20 protein-coding genes and 1 pseudogene are annotated in these 20,242 nt (G+C 70.8%); 15 read left to right on the top strand and 6 right to left on the bottom strand.

Annotation, left to right across the window (positions count from 1 at the left end; genetic code table 11):
* Positions 1–53: 53 nt before the first annotated feature.
* The 6 genes and pseudogenes from OG570_RS05660 (at position 54) to OG570_RS05640 (ending at position 4,819) form a co-directional block, all read left to right on the top strand.
* Positions 54–1,553: an MFS transporter gene (locus tag OG570_RS05660; protein ID WP_326955847.1), complete on the top strand. Its 1,500-nt coding sequence runs from the start codon at positions 54–56 to the stop codon at positions 1,551–1,553.
* Between the two features lie 65 nt (positions 1,554–1,618).
* The gene (locus OG570_RS05655; protein ID WP_326955846.1) at positions 1,619–1,861 is read left to right on the top strand and encodes a sigma factor; all 243 of its coding nucleotides are present in this window, start codon (positions 1,619–1,621) and stop codon (positions 1,859–1,861) included.
* 311 nt (positions 1,862–2,172) lie between these two features.
* A complete protein-coding gene (locus OG570_RS05650) occupies positions 2,173–2,343 on the top strand; it encodes a hypothetical protein (RefSeq protein WP_326955845.1) in 171 nt (56 codons plus the stop codon).
* Positions 2,344–2,499: 156 nt separating this feature from the next.
* Positions 2,500–2,691 (top strand): annotated as a pseudogene (locus OG570_RS48245) (PAS domain-containing protein); the annotation flags it as partial.
* A 48-nt stretch (positions 2,692–2,739) separates the two neighbouring features.
* Positions 2,740–4,248 carry a diguanylate cyclase domain-containing protein gene (locus OG570_RS05645; protein ID WP_326955844.1) on the top strand — a complete coding sequence of 503 codons (1,509 nt, stop codon included), beginning with the start codon at positions 2,740–2,742 and terminating at the stop codon, positions 4,246–4,248.
* Positions 4,249–4,297: 49 nt separating this feature from the next.
* The gene (locus OG570_RS05640) at positions 4,298–4,819 is read left to right on the top strand and encodes an SLATT domain-containing protein (protein WP_326959893.1); all 522 of its coding nucleotides are present in this window, start codon (positions 4,298–4,300) and stop codon (positions 4,817–4,819) included.
* Here the strand turns inward: OG570_RS05640 and OG570_RS05635 are convergent.
* The 3 genes from OG570_RS05635 to corA form a co-directional block, all read right to left on the bottom strand.
* Complete coding sequence (locus OG570_RS05635) at positions 4,791–5,627, bottom strand: chromosome partitioning protein ParB (protein ID WP_326946325.1); 837 nt, start codon at positions 5,625–5,627, stop codon at positions 4,791–4,793. The two genes, OG570_RS05640 and OG570_RS05635, sit on opposite strands and share 29 nt — an antisense overlap.
* Positions 5,624–6,274, bottom strand: coding sequence for a metallophosphoesterase family protein (locus tag OG570_RS05630; protein ID WP_326955843.1), 651 nt, complete (start codon positions 6,272–6,274; stop codon positions 5,624–5,626). Before OG570_RS05630 ends, OG570_RS05635 begins: the two co-directional genes overlap by 4 nt.
* 179 nt (positions 6,275–6,453) lie before the next feature.
* Positions 6,454–7,542, bottom strand: a complete 1,089-nt coding sequence (gene corA / locus OG570_RS05625; RefSeq protein WP_326946327.1) for a magnesium/cobalt transporter CorA — start codon at positions 7,540–7,542, stop codon at positions 6,454–6,456.
* A 333-nt stretch (positions 7,543–7,875) separates the two neighbouring features.
* Between corA and OG570_RS05620 the strand changes: the two genes are divergently transcribed.
* Together OG570_RS05620 and OG570_RS05615 are read left to right on the top strand one after the other, a co-directional pair.
* Positions 7,876–8,379 carry a MaoC family dehydratase gene (locus tag OG570_RS05620; RefSeq protein WP_247061070.1) on the top strand — a complete coding sequence of 168 codons (504 nt, stop codon included), beginning with the start codon at positions 7,876–7,878 and terminating at the stop codon, positions 8,377–8,379.
* Positions 8,380–8,386: 7 nt separating this feature from the next.
* Positions 8,387–9,493 (top strand): DUF2332 domain-containing protein, encoded by a 1,107-nt coding sequence (locus OG570_RS05615; RefSeq protein ID WP_326955842.1) that lies wholly within the window; start codon positions 8,387–8,389, stop codon positions 9,491–9,493.
* Positions 9,494–9,652: 159 nt separating this feature from the next.
* On the opposite strand, the gene OG570_RS05610 is transcribed toward OG570_RS05615, so the two are convergent.
* Complete coding sequence (locus tag OG570_RS05610; RefSeq protein ID WP_326946329.1) at positions 9,653–10,066, bottom strand: NUDIX hydrolase; 414 nt, start codon at positions 10,064–10,066, stop codon at positions 9,653–9,655.
* A gap of 194 nt (positions 10,067–10,260) precedes the next feature.
* Here OG570_RS05610 and OG570_RS05605 point away from each other — a divergent pair, with 194 nt between their 5' ends.
* The 7 genes from OG570_RS05605 (at position 10,261) to OG570_RS05575 (ending at position 16,871) form a co-directional block, all read left to right on the top strand.
* Positions 10,261–10,425, top strand: coding sequence for a hypothetical protein (locus OG570_RS05605; protein WP_167379843.1), 165 nt, complete (start codon positions 10,261–10,263; stop codon positions 10,423–10,425).
* A gap of 21 nt (positions 10,426–10,446) precedes the next feature.
* Positions 10,447–11,007 carry a PH domain-containing protein gene (locus OG570_RS05600; RefSeq protein ID WP_326946331.1) on the top strand — a complete coding sequence of 187 codons (561 nt, stop codon included), beginning with the start codon at positions 10,447–10,449 and terminating at the stop codon, positions 11,005–11,007.
* Positions 11,008–11,138: 131 nt separating this feature from the next.
* Positions 11,139–12,002: a PHP domain-containing protein gene (locus OG570_RS05595; RefSeq protein WP_442788246.1), complete on the top strand. Its 864-nt coding sequence runs from the start codon at positions 11,139–11,141 to the stop codon at positions 12,000–12,002.
* Between the two features lies 1 nt (position 12,003).
* Positions 12,004–12,633 (top strand): MarC family protein, encoded by a 630-nt coding sequence (locus tag OG570_RS05590; protein WP_247061080.1) that lies wholly within the window; start codon positions 12,004–12,006, stop codon positions 12,631–12,633.
* Positions 12,634–12,761: 128 nt separating this feature from the next.
* Positions 12,762–15,248: an alpha-L-rhamnosidase-related protein gene (locus tag OG570_RS05585; RefSeq protein WP_326955840.1), complete on the top strand. Its 2,487-nt coding sequence runs from the start codon at positions 12,762–12,764 to the stop codon at positions 15,246–15,248.
* A gap of 162 nt (positions 15,249–15,410) precedes the next feature.
* On the top strand, positions 15,411–16,262 hold the full coding sequence (locus OG570_RS05580) for a RecB family exonuclease (RefSeq protein ID WP_326959891.1): 852 nt from the start codon (positions 15,411–15,413) through the stop codon (positions 16,260–16,262).
* A 12-nt stretch (positions 16,263–16,274) separates the two neighbouring features.
* On the top strand, positions 16,275–16,871 hold the full coding sequence (locus OG570_RS05575) for a hypothetical protein (protein ID WP_326955839.1): 597 nt from the start codon (positions 16,275–16,277) through the stop codon (positions 16,869–16,871).
* A 131-nt stretch (positions 16,872–17,002) separates the two neighbouring features.
* Here the strand turns inward: OG570_RS05575 and OG570_RS05570 are convergent, their stop codons facing one another.
* Together OG570_RS05570 and OG570_RS05565 are read right to left on the bottom strand one after the other, a co-directional pair.
* Positions 17,003–18,346, bottom strand: a complete 1,344-nt coding sequence (locus OG570_RS05570) for an Rv3212 family protein (protein WP_442788245.1) — start codon at positions 18,344–18,346, stop codon at positions 17,003–17,005.
* Positions 18,347–18,370: 24 nt separating this feature from the next.
* Positions 18,371–19,984 carry a DEAD/DEAH box helicase gene (locus OG570_RS05565; RefSeq protein WP_326959887.1) on the bottom strand — a complete coding sequence of 538 codons (1,614 nt, stop codon included), beginning with the start codon at positions 19,982–19,984 and terminating at the stop codon, positions 18,371–18,373.
* Positions 19,985–20,242: the final 258 nt, after the last annotated feature.

The following is a 20,242-nucleotide window of genomic DNA, read 5'->3' as shown; positions in this document are numbered from 1 at the left end:
AGGGGAGATACCTACTCCACATAGCTTCCTGATCACTTTCAGTGAGGACACCCATGACCGAGTCCACGCTCGTCGTCGCGCCGTCGGGGGACGCGCGCGCCGCCGAGAACCCCCACCACGCCAGACGGTGGCTGATCCTCGTGATGATCGGCCTGGCCCAGCTGATGGTCGTTCTCGACGCGACCGTCGTGAACATCGCGCTGCCTTCCGCCCAGCTCGACCTGGGCTTTTCCAACGACGCGCGGCAATGGGTCGTCACGGCGTACGCGCTCGCGTTCGGCAGCCTGCTGCTGCTCGGCGGGCGGCTCGCGGACCTCTTCGGCCGCAAGAACACCCTGCTCGTCGGCCTGGCCGGCTTCGCCGCGGTGTCCGCGTTCGGCGGCGCGGCGAGCAACATCGAGATGCTCCTGATCGCCCGTGCGGCACAGGGCGTGTTCGGCGCGCTGCTCGCGCCGGCCGCGCTTTCGCTGCTGACCACGACGTTCACCGACCCGAAGGAACGCGGTCGCGCGTTCGGCGTGTTCGGGGCCATCGGTGGTGGCGGCGCGGCCGTCGGCCTGCTGCTCGGCGGCGTGCTGACCGAGTACCTCGACTGGCGCTGGTGCATGTTCGTCAACATCATCTTCGCCGTCGTCGCCTTCGTCGGAAGCTCGATCCTGCTGCGCAACCAGCGTGACGCCGGCCCGCGCCCGAAGCTCGACCTGCCGGGCACGGTCACCGCGTCCGCGGGCCTCTTCGCGCTGGTCTTCGGCTTCGCGAACGCCGAGTCGGACTCGTGGTCGTCGGTCTCGGTGTGGGGCTTCCTCACAGCGGGTGTGGTGCTGCTGGGCGTGTTCGTGTGGCTGCAGCAGCGCGTCTCGCACCCGCTGCTGCCGCTGCGCGTGCTGCTCGACCGCAACCGCGGCGGCTCGTACCTGGCGATGTTCCTGCTCGCCATCGGCATGTTCGCGATCTTCCTGTTCCTGACGTTCTACGTGCAGCAGAACCTGAGGTTCACGCCGATCCAGAGCGGTGTCGGGTTCCTGCCGATGGTGGCGACGCTGATGCTGGCCGCCACCACGGCGACGGCCGTCCTGCTCCCGCGCTTCGGCCCGCGGCCGCTGGTGCCGACGGGCATGGCGATCGCGGCGGTCGGGCTGTTCTGGCTCAGCCGCATCGACCTCGAAAGCACGTACGCCAGCGGGGTCCTCGGCCCGCTGCTGGTGATGGGCTTCGGCATCGGCCTGGCGATGGCGCCGGCGATGAGCGTCGCGACGTTCGGCGTCGAGGCGCACGACGCCGGGGTCGCGTCGGCGGCGGTCAACACGATGCAGCAGGTCGGCGGCTCGATCGGCACGGCGCTGCTCAGCACCCTCGCGGGCAACGCGGCGTCGTCGTACCTCGCGGGCAAGGTGCCGACGCCGCAGTTGGTGGCCGAAGCCTCGATCGAGAGCTACACGACGGCGTTCACCTGGGCCGGCTTCATCTTCGCGGCCGGCGCGGTGCTCAGCGGCCTGCTGCTGCGCTCGGGCGCGCCGAAGGGTGAGGCGGCGCCGGGCGTCGTGCACATGTAGGTCCGCTTGAACCTTCCCGGCCCTCCGCGCACTAGTAGGGGTGAGAATGTGCGAAGGAGGGCCGGGTGGGGGCGTCGAGAGAGCTCGATTTCAGCGAGTACTCCGCCGCGCGGGTGCAGCGGTTCCGGCGGGTGGCGTTCGCGCTCTGCGGGGACTGGCACAGCGCCGAAGACCTCGTGCAAGCCATGTTCGTCCAGCTGTACCGGCGGTGGCGCCGGGTGCGGCCGGACACCGTCGACGCCTACGCGCGCGCATCCTGCTCAACGCGTTCCTCGCCGGGCGCAGGAAAGCGGGCCGTGAGCACGTGACGTCCGAGCCACCCGAACGGGCGGCTCCACCGGACCACGACAGCCACGTCCGCGTCGACCTCGAGCGCGCACTGACCGGGCTGACGCCGCGGCAGCGCGCGATGGTCGTGCTGCGTTTTCCTCGAAGAAAGACCTGGACGTCCGGTCCGCGCTCACGGCGTACGTGACCGAAGACGAGCCCCCGATCGGCCTGGACGGCGCCCGGATCCTGGCGCGGGGCCGCCGCTGCCGGGCGGAGCTGCCCGCCGGCGTCGTCGGGGGAGACGCGGGCGCAGATCGCCGACCGGCTGAGCTGCGTCGTCGACAACGGCGTGCTGACGTACCGCGCGTCGCTGACCGCGCCGGGGATGAACGTCGAGTTCTGGTCCAGCAACAGCGGTGTCCTGGAACAGAAGGGCGTCCCGCTGCCGGTCCAGCGGCCGGAACCGACGTTGAACGCCGTACAGGTCAGGGGGTTGGCGCTCACGCCGGGCCTCGGCTGAAGATCCACTTTGGACGGGGCACCCGATCGGGTGGTAGACACCGAACTGTTCGCATGGTGCGGTGGAAAACCCGATCGAGTGCGAAGGGGTGAAACCTTGCGGGAGCCTGAGGTGGCGCCGGATCTCGTCGACGCCGCCCGGCGCCTGGCCACCGCGATGGCGGGGGCCGGAGCCGCCGACCGGGAGGCGATGGCCGTCGGGTTCGCGCGGGAAGTCCTGGCTTCGCGGGGTGCCGAAGCGCGGTTTGCCGCGTTCTACGAACATTGCCCGTCCGGCGTCGTTCTTGTCGACCCGGAAGGTGTTGTCGGGGCGGCGAACCCGGCGTTCCTGCGGCTGGCGCACGCCGCCGGGGAAGCCGGGCTCGTCGGCACGCGCGCCGAAGACCTCGGGGCGACCATGCGGGACCGCTCGGCGCTGCGCGCGGCGCTGGAGTCCGGCGACCGGGTGCTGGACCGGCTCGCGATCCACTCCCGGCCCGAGGCTTCGCGCGTCGTCCGGCTGACGGTCAAGACGCTGCCCGGCGAGCGTGACCAGTACCCGATCCTGATGTTCGAGGACACGCACGAACTTCGGCAGCTGCAGGAGACCATCCAGCACCAGAGCCTGCACGACCCGCTGACCGGCCTGCCCAACAACGCGCACTTCCGCTCCAAGCTCGAAGGGATGCTCGCCGACCACGGCCAGGGCCGGATCGCGTTGCTGTTGCTGGACATCGACGGCTTCAAGGTCGTCAACGACGGCCTCGGCACCGAGGTCGCCGACCAGGTGCTGCGCGGCGTCGCGGGAACGTTGCGCGAGGTTTTCGCGCCGGGCAAAGGTTTTGTCGCACGTCTCTTCGGCGACGGCTTCGCGGTGGCGCTGCGCGGCGACCTCGAGCCGGCGTCGGTGGTCAAGCTGGTCGAGCAGACGATCGCCGAGCTGGCCAAGCCCGTCTACGCGGACGGCGTCGGAGTCGGGGTGAGCGCGAGCGCGGGCATCGTCGTCGCGGAGGTGCCGGGGGCGGAGCACGGCGAGCTGATCCGTTCGGCGGAGGTGGCACTGCACCGGGCGAAAGAGCTCGGCAAGGCGCAGTGGGTGCTGTTCGACCCGGGGTCGGGCCAGGCCGACCGCGACCGCTACCGGCTCGCGTCGGCCATCGCCGGGGCGCTGGAGCTCGGCGAGATCACGGTGGTCTACCAGCCGCACGTGGTGCTGCCGGACGCCCGGATCGTGACGTCGCTCAACGCGGCCCTGCTGTGGAACCACCCCACCCGCGGCCGGCTGCGCGCGGAGGAGTTCTACCCGCTCGCGGAGACGACCGGCATGACGGTCCCGCTGGGCAAGCACCTGCTGGCGAAGGCCCTGGAGACGAAGGCGAGCTGGGTGTCCAGGTTCGGCGACGGCTCCCCGATGGTGTGCCTGACGCTGCCGCGCCGGATGGCCATCGACGCCGACCTGGTCGGCATGGTCCGCGCGGAGCTGGACCGGGCGGGCCTGGAGCCGAGGCACCTGATGCTGTGCGCGGACGCGGAGTCCCTGATCGACGACCGCGGCGACCTGGTCGAGGCACTGGGCCACCTGGCGCGCCTGGGAGTGCTGTTCGTCCTGAACATCACGGGCCTGCCGGAGCTGGAACTGGTCCCGGCCCACGCGATCCCGGCCCCGGCGGTGATGCTGCGAGGCCCGATCGTCGACGTCCTGGCCGCGGACGACGCCCCGGCGTGGGCCCGGCGGAACGTGCGCCAGCTGGTGGAGCGCGCGGAGGAGATGGGCGTCAAGGTCGGCGCGTACGGGGTGATCTCCCAGACACAGGCGGAGCTGCTGTACGGGCTGGGGGTGGTGGTGGCCTCGGGCAGCTACCAGCCGGAGTACCAGACCAGCTCGGAGGCGGAGACCTGGGTGGGCCGCACCTTCCCGATGGGCTAGCCGACCTCGGAGTAACGCCGCACGTTCTACGCAGCTCCAAACGCATGTCATCGCCTCCGCGCAGTTCTCCCAGGCACGGATTTGGCGCACGATCAACTTGTTGGTCGGTCTTCCCGCCGCCGCGGCTGCGGCGGTCGCGGGTGGTTTGGCGTTGTCAGGCGCGAACAACGCAGGGACAGTAGGTGTCCTCGCCATCGCTTCGGCGACTTTGGGCTCGTTCCAACCCGTGCTCGGGGCGCAACGGCGCCAGACCGTTGCGGAGCGATGCGCGAACTCGTACCTCGAAATCCGGAACGCCGCACGACGATTGCAGCTGCTCGATCTCGACGAAATGAGCTACGCGCAGGCGAGGCGTCAGCTGGATCTGATCGCATCCCGGCAAGAGGAGGTCAACAGGACCGCCGACCCGCCGTCGATGCTGGCACTCAGATTTGGTCGAAGGTTTGTCGACCGCTCGAAGGAGCGAGTCGCGAAGTTCGATCAACAGCCTGAAATCGGCCGGGCTGACCAGCTCTGCTCCAGGGCCGCACCTTCCCGATGGGCTAGCGCTTCGTCCGCAGCTGTTCGATGACCTCGTCGTCCCACCGGTGTGTGCGGATCAGCCGGTACCGCTCCGCTGCCACCCACATGTACGCCTCGGCGTCCGTCCTGTCGCCCACCATGCCCGCCTGGCGCAGCATGGCCACCACCGGGACGTACTCCTCCTCGAACCAGCGCTGGGCCACGCTCGCGCGGTCGCAGAACTTGCCCTCGTCCTGCATCAGCCGGAACCCCCACGCCTCCACGTGCTCGCCCAGCTTCGCGTAGTCCCACGGGTCCGACACGATCACCGACGCCCGCGCGTGGCCCGTCAGCGGGACGCGCTCCAGGAACAGCCTGCGGTAGTCCTTGACGATCAGGTCGCCCCGGTAGCGGATGCCGCTCGGGTCGAGCTTGGTGCGGACCACCGTCACCGATGCCTCTATTGTGGACAGTCCCTGCGCGTGGGCGACCGAGACCCGGTGGTGGCCGTCGATGATGAAGTGCAGCTCGCCGACCCGGTAGACCTCGATCGGCGGGATGTCCTCGCCGCGGCGGGCGGCCAGGGCCAGTCTTTCCCAGCGCTCGCGGACGCGGCCCGACGTCGGGCGGAAGCGGCGGTCGAAGTCGCGGCTGCGGTCGACCGTGCCGGCGATCGAGTCCAGCTTGATCACCCGCAGGCCGATCCGGCTCTCGCCGAGGTAACCGAGCGCCTCCACCACCTCGTGGAACGGCAGCATGATGTTGACGTCGTCGGGCTCGCGGCGCAGCCACGTCGACAGCCGCGAAAGCACCTGCTGACGCCGGGCGCGCAGGAAGTCGCTTTCGGCGTCCGCGCGCGGGAATCCCGTTTCCTTCATGAGAACTCCATGATCCGGTGGCCCACCACGTTGCGGATCCGCGTGTCGCCGACGACCCGGTCGGGCACCGGCTCGCCGTGGGGGTGGATGTGCCCGTGCAGCAACCACTTCGGGCGCAAGCGGTCGATCGTCTCGTGCAGGCAGGAAAACCCGCGGTGCGGCGGATCTTCGCGGTCGCCGAGGTCCAGCGGCGGCGAGTGCGTCAGCAGGACGTCGACGTCACGGCCGTCGCGCCGGCGCCGGCGCCGGGCGCGCCGCTCCAGCGCGCGGGACCGGCGCGCCTGCTGGCGTTGCGTCCACTGGTTCGGCCCGTCGTTGTAGCGGATCGACCCGCCGAGCCCGGCGAACCGGATCCCGGCGACGTCGACGACCCGGCCGTCGGCGTTGACGCCGCCCGCCGGGCCCGGCCAGACCGTCGGGAAACCGTCCTTCATGGACAGTCCGCCGTACCGCGTGTAGCCGGTCAGATCCGGGTCGTGGTTGCCCGGCACGAACACGCACGGCGCGTCCAGGGCACTGGCCAGGAAGGCCAGGTAGTCGTAGGGGAGGTCGCCGGCGCCGATGACGAGGTCGACGGGGCGGCTGCGGACCGCGTCGGTCCACAACCGCTCGTCCACCTCGTCCGCGACCACCAGCGCTTTCGGCACGCCCCCAGGGTACGACGCCGAGCGCTACTTCATGCCGTGCGCGAACCCGGGGTCGGCGACGATGACGAAGGTGATGACGAAGATCCAGAGGAGGCTGAGCGCGAGCGCCCAGGCCTTGAGGTTGGACAGCATGCGAGGCATCACGAATTCTCCGATTCCGGCGTAAAGAAAAAGGGGACCTAGAGCCAGCCGTTCTTCCGGAATATTCGGTACAGCAACAGGCAGATCGCCAGGATCACGGTGATCACCAGCGGGTACCCGAACTTCCAGTGCAGTTCGGGCAGGTAGTCGAAGTTCATGCCGTAGATCCCGGCGATCATCGTCGGCACGGTGATGATCGCCGCCCACGACGTGATCTTGCGCATGTCGGTGTTCTGCTGCAGCGAGATCTTCGCGACCGTCGCGTCGACCAGGGTGGACAGCAGCTCGTCGAACGCCGCGACGCGCTCGGACACGGTCGTGAGGTGGTCGGCGACGTCGCGGAAGTAGGAGCGGACCTCGTCCGGCACCAGCCGCGTGTAGCCCTCGGCCAGCCGCTGGACCGGCGTCGCCAGCGGCATCACCGCCCGGCGCAGCTCCAGGACCTCCCGCTTCATCAGGTAGATCTGCTCGGCGCTGACCAGCGAGCGCGGCGCGAAGACCTGCGCCTCCATCACGTCGATGTCGTTCTCGATCCGGCCCGTGACGTCGAGGTAGTGGTCGACGACGTGGTCGGCGATCGCGTGCACGACCGCGGCCGGGCCGAGCTGCAGCCGCTCCGGGTCGTCGTCCAGCTCACGGCGCAGCCGGGCCAGCCCGGAGTGGTTGCCGTGCCGGACGGTGATCACGAAGTCGCGGCCGAGGAACACCATCAGCTCGCCGGTCTCGACGATCTCGTTGGCCGTCGTCGGCGACTCGTGCTCGACGTACCGGACGGTCTTGACCACGAGGAACAGCGTGTCGTCGTAGCGCTCCAGCTTGGGCCGCTGGTGTGCTTCGAGCGCGTCCTCGACGGCCAGCTCGTGCAGCCCGAACGTCTCCGCGATGCCCTGGATCTGGTCGGCGTCGGGCTCGTGCAGCCCGATCCAGACGAACCCCTCGTGGCGCTTGCGGACCTCTTTGATCGCCTCGATGTGCGTCCAGCGGCCGGGTACGCGCTTGCCGCCGACGTACACCGCGCAGTCCACGACGTACGCGGACAGCGGCACCGGGATCGGCCGGACGGGGACGCCTTTGGCCCGGCTGTTGCCGCGGCCGCGAAGGCCGCCGAGCGAGGGAATGGCAGGCATGAGGTCTCCTGGGCGTCGTGCGTGGTCGTGCGAGGACGACTGACCAGGCGGAACGGGGTCCGCCCGGCAACACCAGCGCTCCCGAAGCCGCGGGAAGACCTACCAGGAGATGAGCCGGCCGGCCGGTGAGGTGGGAACGCTGGGACTACTAGGGAGCGGACTATCGCCACTACTCATCGGGGTTCCTCACCTCCTTCGGGCCAGGCACGGACGTGTGACGTGGAGAGTGGTGGGGCTCGCGTTGACGAGCGAACACCAATGGTTGAGGGTACTCCTCACTACGGATGCGTGTCGTACCAGGCTCACGCGGTGTTACGCGGACAGGAGAGACGAGTGCAGTTCGGGCGGTACTACGAGGAGTTCGAGGTCGGTGCGGTCTACAAGCACTGGCCGGGCAAAACGGTCACCGAGTACGACGATCACCTGTTCTGCCTGATCACGATGAACCACCACCCGCTGCACCTCGACGCGAACTACGCCGAAGAGACGACCGACTTCGGCAAGAACGTCGTCGTCGGGAACTACGTCTACTCGTTGCTGCTGGGCATGTCCGTGCCGGACGTCTCGGGCAAGGCGATCGCGAACCTCGAGGTGGAGTCGCTGAAGCACGTCAAGCCGACCTTCCACGGCGACACCATCTACGGCGAGACCGAGGTGCTGGACAAGACGCCGTCGAAGTCCAAGGACGACCGCGGCGTCGTCTACGTGGAGACCCGCGGCTACAAGCAGGACGGCCTGATCGTGTGCACCTTCCGGCGGAAGGTCATGGTGCCGAAGCGCTCCTACGGGGAAGCCCGTGGCGGCGAGCAGCCGGGCCGGCCGACCCCGCACGAATGAGGCTCCGATGACGATCGAACTGGACCGCGTCAAAACCACATTGCGCACGTTCGCGGAAGTCGAAGCGCGCGGCGTGTCCCCGTTGTACGACCACCTCGCGACGCAGGCGGCCGAGGACGACGACGTCGCGGGGCTGCTGACGGCCGCCCGCGACGGCGAAGCGCGCGCGACGCTGCTGATGGCGACCGCGCACCGGCTCGTCCAGGCCGACCCGATCCACCCGCTGTCGCGGTACTACCCGTCGCTGGGCGGCTTCGACGGTGTCGACTCCGAGACGTGGCCGCTGTTCCGGTCGTTCCTGCTGGAGCGGGCGGACAAGGCGCGGGCGTTCATCGCGTCGCGCTACACCCAGACGAATGAAGTGCGCCGCGCCGCGCTGCTGTACCCCGCGGTGGCCCGGGCGGCGAAGGAAGCGGGCGGGAAGGTCGCGCTGCTGGAGGTCGGCTGCAGCGCCGGCCTGCTGCTCGGCCTCGACCGCTTCGGCTACCGCTACCAGTGCGACGGCGGCGAGCAGCTGACGGCGGGCCCGGCCAAGGCCGCGGTCGGGCTGCACTGCGCGCTCGACCTGGCTCCGGGCGCGGTGGCGCCCAAGCTGCCGAAGAAGCTCGCGGTGGTGGCGCGGGCCGGGCTGGACCGGTCCCCGGTCGACCTCTCCGACGAGGACGAGCTGGCGTGGCTGGAGGCGTGCGTCTGGGCCGACCAGCCGGACCGCATCCGGCTGCTGCGCACGGCGGCGGCCGAGCAGGCCAAGCACCGCCCACCCCTGATCGAGGGCGACGGCGTCGACGACCTGGCCGCGGCGGCCGCGACGCTGCCTGCGGAGGCCCCGCTGGTGGTGCTGACGAGCCACGTCCTGGCGTACTTCACAGCCGAGCGCCGGGCGGCCTTCGTCGACGCCCTCGCCGCGCTGGCGGCCACCCGGCCGCTGTGGTGGGTGTCGGAGGAGTTCTACGGCGCCGCACTGGAGGGCGTCCTGCCCGGCCGGGCGGACCTCGCGGGCGCGGACGGCCTGGCGACGCTGGGCGTCGTCCGGTGGGCCGAGGGCAAGCCGGAGGCCCACGCGCTGGCCCGCACCGCACCCCACGGCCAACGGATGACCTGGCTCCCGGCCTAGCCCGGCGGACCCGAGCGGGTGCCTTTCGTTCCTGCCGCCCTGCGACGCTGGGACCTCACGGCGGTGTAGGTGAAGATCCGTGCGAGTCCCTGCCCGGAGCGACGACTCGACTGTCGGCGTAGATCGAACCGGCTCCGGTTACCTCCAACGCCGTCTTGCTCAGGTGCGGGGCAGGGCGTTCCAGCCACGCAGCGTCACGTACAGGAGATCCACGAGCGCGCCGGCCGCCTCCATGTCCGAAAGGTCTGCCGCATCGGCCCAGCGGGCGTCCGTGGCGTCGTCACCTGCCGTGAGCGTGCCGCCCGCGATGCGGCAGGCGTAGTCGTGGATTTCGTAGGGTTCGCGGGTCACGGTGCCGACCAGTGTGCCCGGAATCACGTCGAGGCCCGTTTCCTCCCGCATCTCGCGGATCACGGCCGTTTCGTCTGATTCGCCCGGTTCGACTCGGCCGCCTGGCAGCGACCATTGGCCCGAACCGGGGTCGTTGGCCCGCCGGATGAGGAGTAATCGGCCCTGGTCGTCGTACGCGATCCCGCCGACGCAGCGGACGGTGGTGCCCGTGGAGCCCTTCATGTCCCGAAGGGTAGACGTCAGCGAGGTGAAAACCGATGTCCTGTACACGGAGAGTAGCCATACGGTACACTCCGGACGGCGTGCTGACCCAAGCGCGGGACTTTCCTCCCTCGCGCCCCTTCAGTGCGGTACAACGTAAAAGTCAGTTTTTTGCTGTTGTCCGGTGTCACCGTAAGAGACGGGATTTGATCGCGGTGAACGTGAAGAAGATTGCGGGCCTCGCCGGTATCGCGTTGGTGCTGTTCTTCGTCATTGCCCAGCCCGGTCAGGCCGCGGGCCTTGTCGGCAACATCGTCGACTTCCTGCGCAGCTCGGCCGAATCGGTGATCACCTTCGTCAGCAACGTGTTCAAGGGCTGATAGGGGGGTTACCCTCGAACCATGTTCGCGCCACGCGACCCCGACGAGTACCTCCTCGACACCGAGCGGCGGGTCATCCGGATCCGCCGCCACTGGGCGGTGCTGCTGTGGGACACCTTCGAGGCGGCGGCTCTGCTCGCCATCTGCGTCCTGGTGTCCTACCTGCTGCCACCGGCGCTCTACATCGGCCAGAACCTGCTCTGGTACGTGGCGCTGATCGTGGTGCTGCGGTTCGCCTACGTGGTGATGGAGTGGTGGGTCGAGCGGCTGGTGGTCACCGACAAGCGGTTCGTCATGACCACCGGGGTGTTCACGACCAAGGTGCTGATGATGCCCATCAGCAAGGTCACCGACCTCAGCTTTGTGCGCACCGCCACCGGTCGCATGATGGGCTACGGCACGATGGTCGTCGAGTCCGCCGGTCAGATCCAGGCGCTCAACAGGATCGACTACCTGCCGCGGGCCGAAGAGTTCTACGACACGATCTCCGAGCTGGTCTTCGGCGACAAGCAGAAGCAGGCCGAGCGCTTCTCGATGATCAAGGCCCAGCGGGCCGCCCGGGGCAAGAAGCCCGTCGGCTGAGCCGTGAGGCCGTCAGCCGCCGCGTGACTTCGCGCTGAGCAGCAGTCCGCGAGCGGGGGCGCGGCGGCCTGACCGGGACAAGCCTCATCCCGGCGAGGGTGTGACCCAGCGCATCGTCGACAATGGATCCGATGCGCATCGACCTGCACGCCCATTCCACCGCCTCCGACGGCACCGACACGCCGGCCGGCCTCGTCGCCGCGGCCGCGAGAGCCGGGCTCGACGTCGTCGCGATCTCCGACCACGACACCACGGCGGGCTGGGCCCCGGCCACCGACGCCCTGCCACCAGGCCTGACGCTGGTGCCCGGCGCCGAGCTGTCCACCGTCTCGACCGACCCCGAGACGGGCCGCCAGATCAGCGTCCACCTGCTGGCCTACCTCTTCGACCCGGCCGCCGAGGCCGTCGTCACCGAGCAGACCCGGCTGCGGATCGAACGCCGCACCCGGCTGCGCAAGATGGCCGAGCGGATGGCCGCCGACGGCCTGCCCATCGACGCCGACGAGATCTTCGGCCTGCTGCCCGAGGACTCGCCCGCCGGGCGCCCGCACCTCGCCCAGGCGCTGGTCCGCGCCGGGCTCGTCAAGAGCGTCGACGAGGCCTTCGCCGAGTACCTGAACAGCCGTCGCGGCTACTACGTCGCGCGCCGGGACACCCCGGTCGAAGACGCCATCGACATGATCGCCGCGGCCGGCGGGGTCACGGTCATCGCGCACCCCTTCGCCTTCAGCCGCGGCGCCACGATCAGCGAGGACACCCTCGCCGGCCTGGCCGCCCACGGGCTCACCGGCGTCGAGGCCGACCACCCGAACCACGACCCGGCCACGCGCGCCCGCACGCGGGAGCTCGCCGGCGAGCTCGGCCTGCTGGTCACCGGCTCGAGCGACTACCACGGCACGAACAAGACCATCGCCCTCGGCGAATGCACCACCGATCCCGGGCAGCTGGAGGAGCTGGTGGCGCGCGCGACCGGTTTCCAGGTCGTGAAGGGCTGAGATGGCGATCGCCGACTTCTTCGACGCCAAGCTCTTCATGAGCGCGACGATCACCCTCGTCGTCATCATGGACCCGCCCGGCACGGTGCCGGTGTTCCTCAGCCTCGTCGGCCGCAAGCCGCTGGCGACGCGCGCCCGGGCCGCCCGGCAGGCCGTCCTGGTGTCACTGCTCGTGATCAGCCTCTTCGCCGTCGCCGGCCAGGCGATCCTGGCCTACCTCGGCATCGGCATCCCGGCGCTGCAGGGCGCGGGCGGCCTGCTGCTCCTGCTCATCGCGCTGCAGCTGCTGACCGGCAACGGCCACGAGGCCGAGGCGGCCACCGACGACGTCAACGTCGCCCTCGTGCCGCTCGGCACGCCGCTGCTGGCCGGGCCGGGCGCCATCGCCGCGACCATCGTGTTCGTCCGGCAGGCCGACGGCCACATCGGCGCGTACATCGCGCTGGCGCTGGCGATCGTGATGACGCACTTCATCATCTACATTTGCATGCGCTACTCCGGCGTCGTCATCCGGCTGATCAAGGAAAGCGGCATCACGCTGCTGGCCAAGGTGGCCGGCCTGCTGCTCGCGGCGATCGCCGTCGAGCTCGTCGCGAACTCGGTGCGCGGCTTCATCGCCGGCGGCAACTGACCCCCGCCACTCGGGTTGTCCTGCCGGACAGGATCCCGCCCGCGCGTTGACATCGTTGCCACGCCTCCCGCAGCCTGAATCTCAGCTCAGCGGTTGAAACGATTCAAACGCGCCTTGCGGAGGCCTCGATGAAGTGGCTCAGAGCAGTCCTGCCGGTCACGGTCCTGGTGGCGAGCGGCGTGGCCGCGGTGCCCGCCACGTCCGCCGTGGCGGCGCCGGGCTGGCAGAAGTACGTCGTCGCGCCCACGAGCCGGGACGTCCGGCCGGTGCGCGTGCTGTCCACCACCGGCGACGTCACCAACCCGAAGGGCCTGCTGGGGCAGGGCGTCGCGACGCTGAAGCGCCAGGCGCCCCCGCCGAAGCCGGCCTGGCCGGGCGGGACGACGGCGGCCGCGTCGTCGTTCCACGCGCCCAACAACGGCGGCAACGGCCAGCCGCGCACGTACGGCCCCGGCAACGCCGTCGACGGCAACACCGACACGTTCTGGAACGACGACACGCTCGGCGCCTACCCGGACGTGCTGACGATCACCTCGGGCGCGGCGGTCGCGCTCCCCGGCGTCACCGTGCTGTCCAGTGTGGACGGTGTGCCGCAGGACTTCACGGTCGACGTGCTGGACGCCGGCGCGTGGCGCACCGCGGCCACGGTCACCGGCAACACCGCGGTGCAGCGCGCGGTGGCGTTCGACCGCGCGGTGACCACCACGCAGGTCCGGATCACCGTGACGAAGGACCAGGCCACGCCGTCAGGCGAGTTCAGCCGGGTCACCGAGGTCTGGCCGGGGCTGGTCGCCGATCCGCCGACGCCGGTCGCGGTGCTCGACTTCGGCAAGGTCGTCTCGGGCTACCCGAAGATCTCCTTCGCGGGCGCGTCGGCGAACCACCCCGGCATCCGCGTGTCGACCTCGGAAACCCAGCAGTACCTCGGCGAACGCTCCGACTTCAGCCGGTCGGACTTCTCGAACGGGCCGGGCAGCGACCAGATCGCCGTGCCTGCGACGCCGTCCGTCTGGCGTGACACGCAGGGCTGCCAGAGCGGCACGCAGGTGTGCGCGGACGGCCTGCGCGGCTTCCGCTACCTGCGGATCAGCCTCGACGCGCTCGCGTCGGACGCGCCGCTCACGCAGCCGTCCGGCGAGGTGCGGATCACCGGCGTCTCGCTCGACTTCACGCCGTTCCTCGGCACGCCGGACACCTACCGCGGCTGGTTCGAGTCGTCCGACGAAGACCTGAACCGCTACTGGTACAACGCTTCCTACACCAACGAGCTGGGCATGGACACGTTCCGGGCGTCCGATGTGGACCCCCGCGGCGCGTTCTCGCCGTCGCTCGACGGGAAGGTCGTGCTGCACGACGGCGCGAAGCGCGACCGGGACCCGTACGTCGGCGACGTCGCGATCTCCGGGCTGACCGAGTACCTGACGCACCAGGACGGCACGGCGGCGCGCAACGTGCTCGCCGACCTGGCCGACCACCAGCGCGCGGACGGCTGGATCCCGCCCGCGTCGATCAACGGCTACACGCTCCCGCTGTTCGACTACCCGCTCTGGTGGGTCACCGCGAGCTGGGACTACGTGCTCTACACGGGCGACACCGCGTACGCGTCTTCGTACTACGCGAAGCTCGTGAAGACGCTCGACGCGTGGTACCCGTCGGTCACCGACGCGCACGGGTTGCTGTCGAAGGGCCTCAACGGCACCAGCGGCTACGGCGACTACGCGTTCCTCCCGCGCACCGGCGAAGTGACGTACTACAACGCGTTGTACGTCCGCGCGCTTCAAGGCGCGGCCGGGATGGCCCGGGCGACGGGGCACGCCGCCGACGCCGATCGGTGGCTGTCGCGGGCTTCCGGCGTCGCGGCCGCGGTGAACCAGTACCTGTGGGACCCGGCGGCGGGGGCGTACCTCGACTCGGCGACCGGCGCGGTGCGCCACGGCCAGGACGGCAACAGCCAGGCGATCGTCGCCGGGATCGCGTCGCCGGCGCGGTCTTCGTCCTCGCTGGCCCGGCTGGCGGCCGGGGCGTTGCCGTACGGGAACCCGTTCATGGACAACGACACGCTGGTTTCGGACGGCACGAAGCGCGTCTACGCGTTCACGTCGTACCCGGAGCTGGTGGCGCGGTTCCAGACCGGGCAGGCGGCGTCCGCGATCGACCAGATCAAGCGGATGTACGGCTGGATGACCAGCCACGACCCGGGCATCACGGACTGGGAGGGCATCGGCGACGGCGGTTCGCACTACGAGCAGGGCTACACGTCGGCGGCGCACGGCTGGTCCACCGGCGTCGTCCCGGCGCTGACGAACGAGCTGCTGGGCGTCTCGCCGACGTCACCCGGCTTCGCGACGTGGCAGGTTTCGCCGAAGCCGGGCTCGGTCGCGTGGGCGCGCGGGGCGGTGCCGACGCCGAAGGGCGCGTTGTCGGCTTCGTGGGGCCAGCAGGGTTCGGTGTTCTCCCTGACGGTGACGGCGCCGCGCGGGACGTCCGGCTCGCTGGCGGTGCCGGCCGGTCGCGTGGTGCTGCTCGACGGCCGCGCCGTCCGGACGGCCGCGGTGAACGGCACGGTGACGGTGGCCGCGACTGGCGGCACCCACACGGTGCTGGTGGTGCGGTAGGCGGTGCGGTAGGAAAAGCCGTGAAGGCCTCCTTACCGGCTCTTATGGCCGGGAAGGAGGCCTTCACGGCTTTACGCGGTGGTGCGGGCGCGGCGGCCGGCGCGGGTCCGGCGCGGAAAGTGTCGGTGGTGGTGCGTAGCGTGGGGAACCGTGAAGGAGCAGATGGGCTTCGATTTCGGTGTCGCGCAACCGGTGCGGCTGACGAAGGTGTCGCCGGCGCGGCTGGCCACCTTCGACGACTGCCCGCGCCGGTACCGGCTCGCGTACCTGCAGCGGCCGACACCGCAGCGCACCGGGCCGTGGGCGCACAGCACGCTCGGCGCGGTGGTGCACAACGCGTTGCGGGCGCTGTTCGACCTGCCGGTGCTCAAGCGCGTGCCGCAGAAGGCCGTCGCGCTCGTCGCCGAGTACTGGAAGGACGCGGGGTTCGAGGACGCCGAGCAGGCCGCGCGCTACCGGTCGCGGGCCAAGGGCTGGGTGGCGGAGTACGTCGAGGACAACGACGTCACGCACGACCCGGTCGGGCTCGAGCGCTGGGTGTCGGCGCCGGTCAACTCGACGCCGGGGGAGCGGCCGTCGATGATCATCGAGGGCCGCGCGGACCGCATCGACCAGCGTGACGGCGAGCTGGTGGTCGTCGACTACAAAACGGGCCGCCGCGCGCCGGACGAGTACGAGGCGAGGGCGTCGCAGGCACTGGCGCTGTACGCGGTGGCGTCGGCGCGCACGCTACGGACCCCGTGCACCACGGTCGAGCTGCACCACCTCCCGAGCGGCACGATCGCGGCGGCCGAGCACACGCCCGAGAGCCTGCGCCGGCACCTGCAACGCGCCGAAGAGACCGCCGGGGACCTGAGGCTGGCCACGGATACCCTGAACGCGGGCGGCGACGAGGACGTGTTGTTCCCACCCCGCCCCGACCGGCGCTGCGCTTGGTGCGACTTCAGGCCGAGCTGCGCGGTGGGCCAGGAAACGGCCCCGCAGATGCAGCCGTGGGACCTGCTCGCGCCCTGAACAGGAGAGAAAGTGGCCTCACCGGACACCGAGGAACTGGCAACGGTCCCGCTGCCGACCCCACGGCCGGACGACAGAACGACGCCCCACCAGGTCATCGACCCGGCGGCGCCATCGCCTGACGCGCCGACCGCGCCCCACGGGCAGGTCGCGGAGTCGGCTGCTTCGGCTGCCGACGCGGAGACCGCACCTCACCAGGTCATCGACCCGGCGGCGCCATCGCCTGACGCTTCGACCGAGGCCGCCGCGCCGACCGAGACCGGCGAGCAGGCCGATGCCACCTCACCGGAGGCCGTCGAGCAAGTCGAGCCCGCGAAACCCGCGAAACCCGCGAAGCCGCGCGGCCGCTGGTGGCGCGGCTTCACCGGGTCACTGGCCGCGGGCCTCACCGTCCTGGCCGTCGGCGTCCTCGTGGTCGCGGGAGTCTGCCTGTACACCGACGCTCCCGGCCCCGGCCCGGTGCTGCTGATCGGTCACCCCATCGCCGCGGTGCTGGCGTTGCTGGCCCAGCGGGTCGCCGACCGTCGCAACGGCCTTCCCGCCGCCGGCGCCGGGATCGCCGTGGTTCTGTTCGTGGTCTCCGCCCTGACCCTCTTCTGGCTCACCTGACGAACCCGTAACTCGCGTGACCGAGCCCGGAACTCGCGTGATCAGACCCGGAACTCGCGTGATTGAAGCCGGAACTCGCGAGTTCCGGCTTCAATCACGCTGATGACGTGCTCAATCACGCGAGATACGGGTTACTTCAGGGCTGTGAGGGTGTCGCCGCGCTCTTCCAGCAGGACCGGGCCGGCCGTGCCCAGGCGGACTGGGCCCGTGTAGCCACGGCGGTCGACGCCGACCGTGCGGATCGTGGAGCCGTCGTTCTCGTTCAGCACCGCCAGGCCGCCCTTGATCGGGACGACCAGCTGGCCCGCGAACGTCACGCCCGGGCCCATCGCGCTGCCCAGCGTCCAGCGCGGGGACAGGTCGTCGCGGGAGAGGGCCAGCACCTTCGAGCCGCTGTACCAGTAGACGTTCGCCGCGGTCTGGGACGTCTGCTCGACGCCGCCCGGCGGGTCCGCGGCCAGGTCGGCCGGCGGGACGTCCAGGGGGTACGCCGCGCGCTGGGAGCCGTCGCCGTTGTAGATCACCAGGAGCTTCTGGTCCGGCAGGACCACCGCGGCCAGGTCGCCCGACATCGCGATCACGCGCGCCCGCTTGCCCGCCAGCACCGAGCTGAACGCCACCTGGGGCTCGTCGTCCTTCTCCGGTGCCGCCTTGTAGACGCTCAGGCGGTCCGCCGGGTCGCCCGGGCAGCGCTCGATGACGCCGACCTTGCCCGACGCCGCCGCGACCGTGCCGTACGTGCAGCCGGTACGCGGCTGCTTGCCCGCGTTGACCAGCGCCGGGACCTGGCCGTACTCGGCGCTCTGCACCAGGTCGTCGCGCCAGGTGTCGAGCAGCTTCTTGCCGGTGGTGGTCACGTGCGAGCCGTCGCTGACCAGCCGGGTGCCCAGCTCGGCATTGCCGTTGCGCTGGGCGGTGATCCGGCCGGTGCCCGGGTCGAGCTGCGTGACCTCGCTGCAGTTCTCGGTCTTGTGGTAGACGGCGTTGACCCGCCCCCACGTCTCGTTGAGCGTGCACAACGGCAGGTCACGCGTGTAGTGCCAGCGGATCTGCCCGGTCAGCGGGTCGCGGGCGGCGACCTCGCCGCCATCCGCCGTGACGACGGTGTCGCCGGTGGCCACCGGGACCGGTGTCGCGCCGCTGCGGGCGCTCCAGATCTCGGCCAGCGAACCGGGCACCGTGTTCGGCGCCGCGGGCAGCGGCGACGGCGGGTCGGCCTCGGTCCGGTCGGTGCCTTCGCTGTCGCTGGTCGCGCTGATGACCAGCGCGACCGCGACGACGACCACCGCGATCACCGCGGCGAGCACCCGGTCCCGGCCGCGGTTCCAAGGCGAACGACGTGCCTTGACCCGCGGCGCGGGTGGAGCAGGTTCGACGTCGTCGAGGACGTCTTCAGAGCCCAGAGCGGCGGCTTCCGAAGGCTGCTCCGGTTCTTCCTCGGGCACGGAAGAAGCAGCCTTGTCCTCGTCGCTCACGTACCTGCTCCCCGCGCTAAAGCCTCAGTCTGCCGACGCAGGTGTATCAGAAGTCGCGGCCGGGCGGCGACGGCGGCGCCGTCGAGCCGGGCGTTCGGCGTTCTCGCCGGACTCCTTCTCCACCGGGCCGGCCGTCTCCGGGGCGGTGCCGCGGGTGCGGCGCCGGGTCCGGGTGCGGCCTTCGGCAGCGGCCTCGCCGGGCTCGGAGCCGGACGTGGCCGCGGTGTCGGCGGCCTCGCCCGGCTCGCCCGTGCGCGCGGCACCGCGGGTCCGCTTGCGCGGGGTGCGGTTGCGCTTGCGCGGTGCTTCCTCGGTCTCCGGCGCCGGAGACTCGGGGCCGCCGGCGGCGGTGTTGCCACGGCCCTGCGCGCCACGGCCGCGGCGCTTGCCGCCGAGGTCCTCTTCGACCTCGGCGCCCAGGCCGGCGCGGGTGCGCTTGGCCAGCGGCAGCCGGCCGGTGGTGCCCGCCGGGATGCCCAGGTCCTCGAACAGGTGCTTCGACGACGAGTACGTCTCCACCGGCTCCGGCTTGTCGAGGCCGAGGGTGTCCGAGATGAGCTTCCAGCGCGGCATCTCGTCCCAGTCGACGAGCGTGACGGCGACACCGGTGCGGCCCGCGCGGCCGGTGCGGCCGATGCGGTGGACGTAGGTCTTCTCGTCGTCCGGGCACTGGTAGTTGATCACGTGCGTGACGTCGTCGATGTCGATGCCGCGGGCGGCGACGTCGGTCGCGACCAGCACGTCGACCTTGCCGGAGCGGAACGCGCGCAGGGCCTGCTCGCGGGCGCCCTGGCCCAGGTCACCGTGCACGGCGGCGGCCGCGAAGCCGCGCTCGACCAGGTCGTCGGCCACCTTCTGCGCGGTGCGCTTGGTGCGGCTGAAGATCATCGTGAGGCCGCGGTCGGCCGCCTGCAGGATCCGGGCGATGACCTCGGGCTTGTCCATCGAGTGCGCCCGGTAGACGAACTGGGTGGTGCGCTCGTGGATCGCGCTCGCGTCGTTCTCCTCGGCGCGGATGTGCGTCGGCTGGTTCAGGAACGTGCGGGCCAGCGTGATGATCGGTCCCGGCATGGTGGCCGAGAACAGCATCGTCTGGCGCTTGTCCGGGACCATCCGCAGGATGCGCTCGATGTCGGGCAGGAAGCCCAGGTCGAGCATCTCGTCGGCCTCGTCGAGCACCAGCCCGCGGACCTTGCCGAGGACCAGGTGCTTCTGCTCGGCCAGGTCGAGGAGCCGGCCCGGGGTGCCGATCACGACGTCGATGCCCTTGCGGAGGGCCTCGATCTGCGGCTCGTACGGGCGGCCGCCGTAGATGGCCAGGGTGCGGATGCCGAGGTGCTTGCCGGCGCCCTTGAGGTCGTTGGCGACCTGGATGCACAGCTCGCGGGTCGGCACCACGACCAGCACCTGCGGGGTGCCGTCGCCCGGCACCTCCACGCGGTGCAGCAGCGGGACGCCGAAGCCCAGGGTCTTGCCCATGCCGGTGCGGGCCTGGCCGATGAGGTCGTCGCCGGCCATCGCCAGCGGCAGCGTGAGCTCCTGGATCGCGAAGGTCCGCTCGATGCCGACTTCGGCGAGTGCTTTGATGATCTCCGGCTTGACGCCGAAGGACGCGAAGGTCGGGGCCTCGGGCTCCACCTCGACGCCCGCCTGCAGCGGGTGCGACGTGTCGAGCGCGGCCGGGCCGGTCTCGCTGTGTTCCAGCGCGACGGCGGGGGAGTTCTGTTCGGTTGTGGGATTTTCTGCGGTCAGGGTGATCGCCTCTCTCGTGACCAGCGCGCACAACCCTGAGTCCCGTTTCGACACTCGACCGGGAGTAAACCCTGGTCCCCAGCGCTGAAGTGAAGCGCGGAACCGGTCCGTCCCGGGAATGCCGGAAGAGGCGTGCACGCACAT

This window comes from Amycolatopsis sp. NBC_01286, assembly GCF_035982555.1.
In the GTDB taxonomy this organism is placed as follows: domain Bacteria; phylum Actinomycetota; class Actinomycetes; order Mycobacteriales; family Pseudonocardiaceae; genus Amycolatopsis.
The sequence above is the reverse complement of the archived record's forward strand: the minus strand, read 5'-3'. Positions and strand labels throughout refer to the sequence as shown.

Excerpts from the sequence above, each read along its gene's own strand:
- OG570_RS05595 (WP_442788246.1), top strand. The coding sequence starts at position 11,139 with ATGCGCATCGACCTGCACGCCCATTCCACCGCCTCCGACGGCACCGAC.
- OG570_RS05610 (WP_326946329.1), bottom strand. The coding sequence starts at position 10,066 with ATGAAGGGCTCCACGGGCACCACCGTCCGCTGCGTCGGCGGGATCGCG.
- OG570_RS05590 (WP_247061080.1), top strand. The coding sequence starts at position 12,004 with ATGGCGATCGCCGACTTCTTCGACGCCAAGCTCTTCATGAGCGCGACG.
- OG570_RS05600 (WP_326946331.1), top strand. The coding sequence starts at position 10,447 with ATGTTCGCGCCACGCGACCCCGACGAGTACCTCCTCGACACCGAGCGG.
- OG570_RS05645 (WP_326955844.1), top strand. The coding sequence starts at position 2,740 with ATGCGGGACCGCTCGGCGCTGCGCGCGGCGCTGGAGTCCGGCGACCGG.
- OG570_RS05635 (WP_326946325.1), bottom strand. The coding sequence starts at position 5,627 with ATGAAGGAAACGGGATTCCCGCGCGCGGACGCCGAAAGCGACTTCCTG.
- OG570_RS05585 (WP_326955840.1), top strand. The coding sequence starts at position 12,762 with ATGAAGTGGCTCAGAGCAGTCCTGCCGGTCACGGTCCTGGTGGCGAGC.
- OG570_RS05580 (WP_326959891.1), top strand. The coding sequence starts at position 15,411 with ATGGGCTTCGATTTCGGTGTCGCGCAACCGGTGCGGCTGACGAAGGTG.
- OG570_RS05615 (WP_326955842.1), top strand. The coding sequence starts at position 8,387 with ATGACGATCGAACTGGACCGCGTCAAAACCACATTGCGCACGTTCGCG.
- corA (WP_326946327.1), bottom strand. The coding sequence starts at position 7,542 with ATGCCTGCCATTCCCTCGCTCGGCGGCCTTCGCGGCCGCGGCAACAGC.
- OG570_RS05660 (WP_326955847.1), top strand. The coding sequence starts at position 54 with ATGACCGAGTCCACGCTCGTCGTCGCGCCGTCGGGGGACGCGCGCGCC.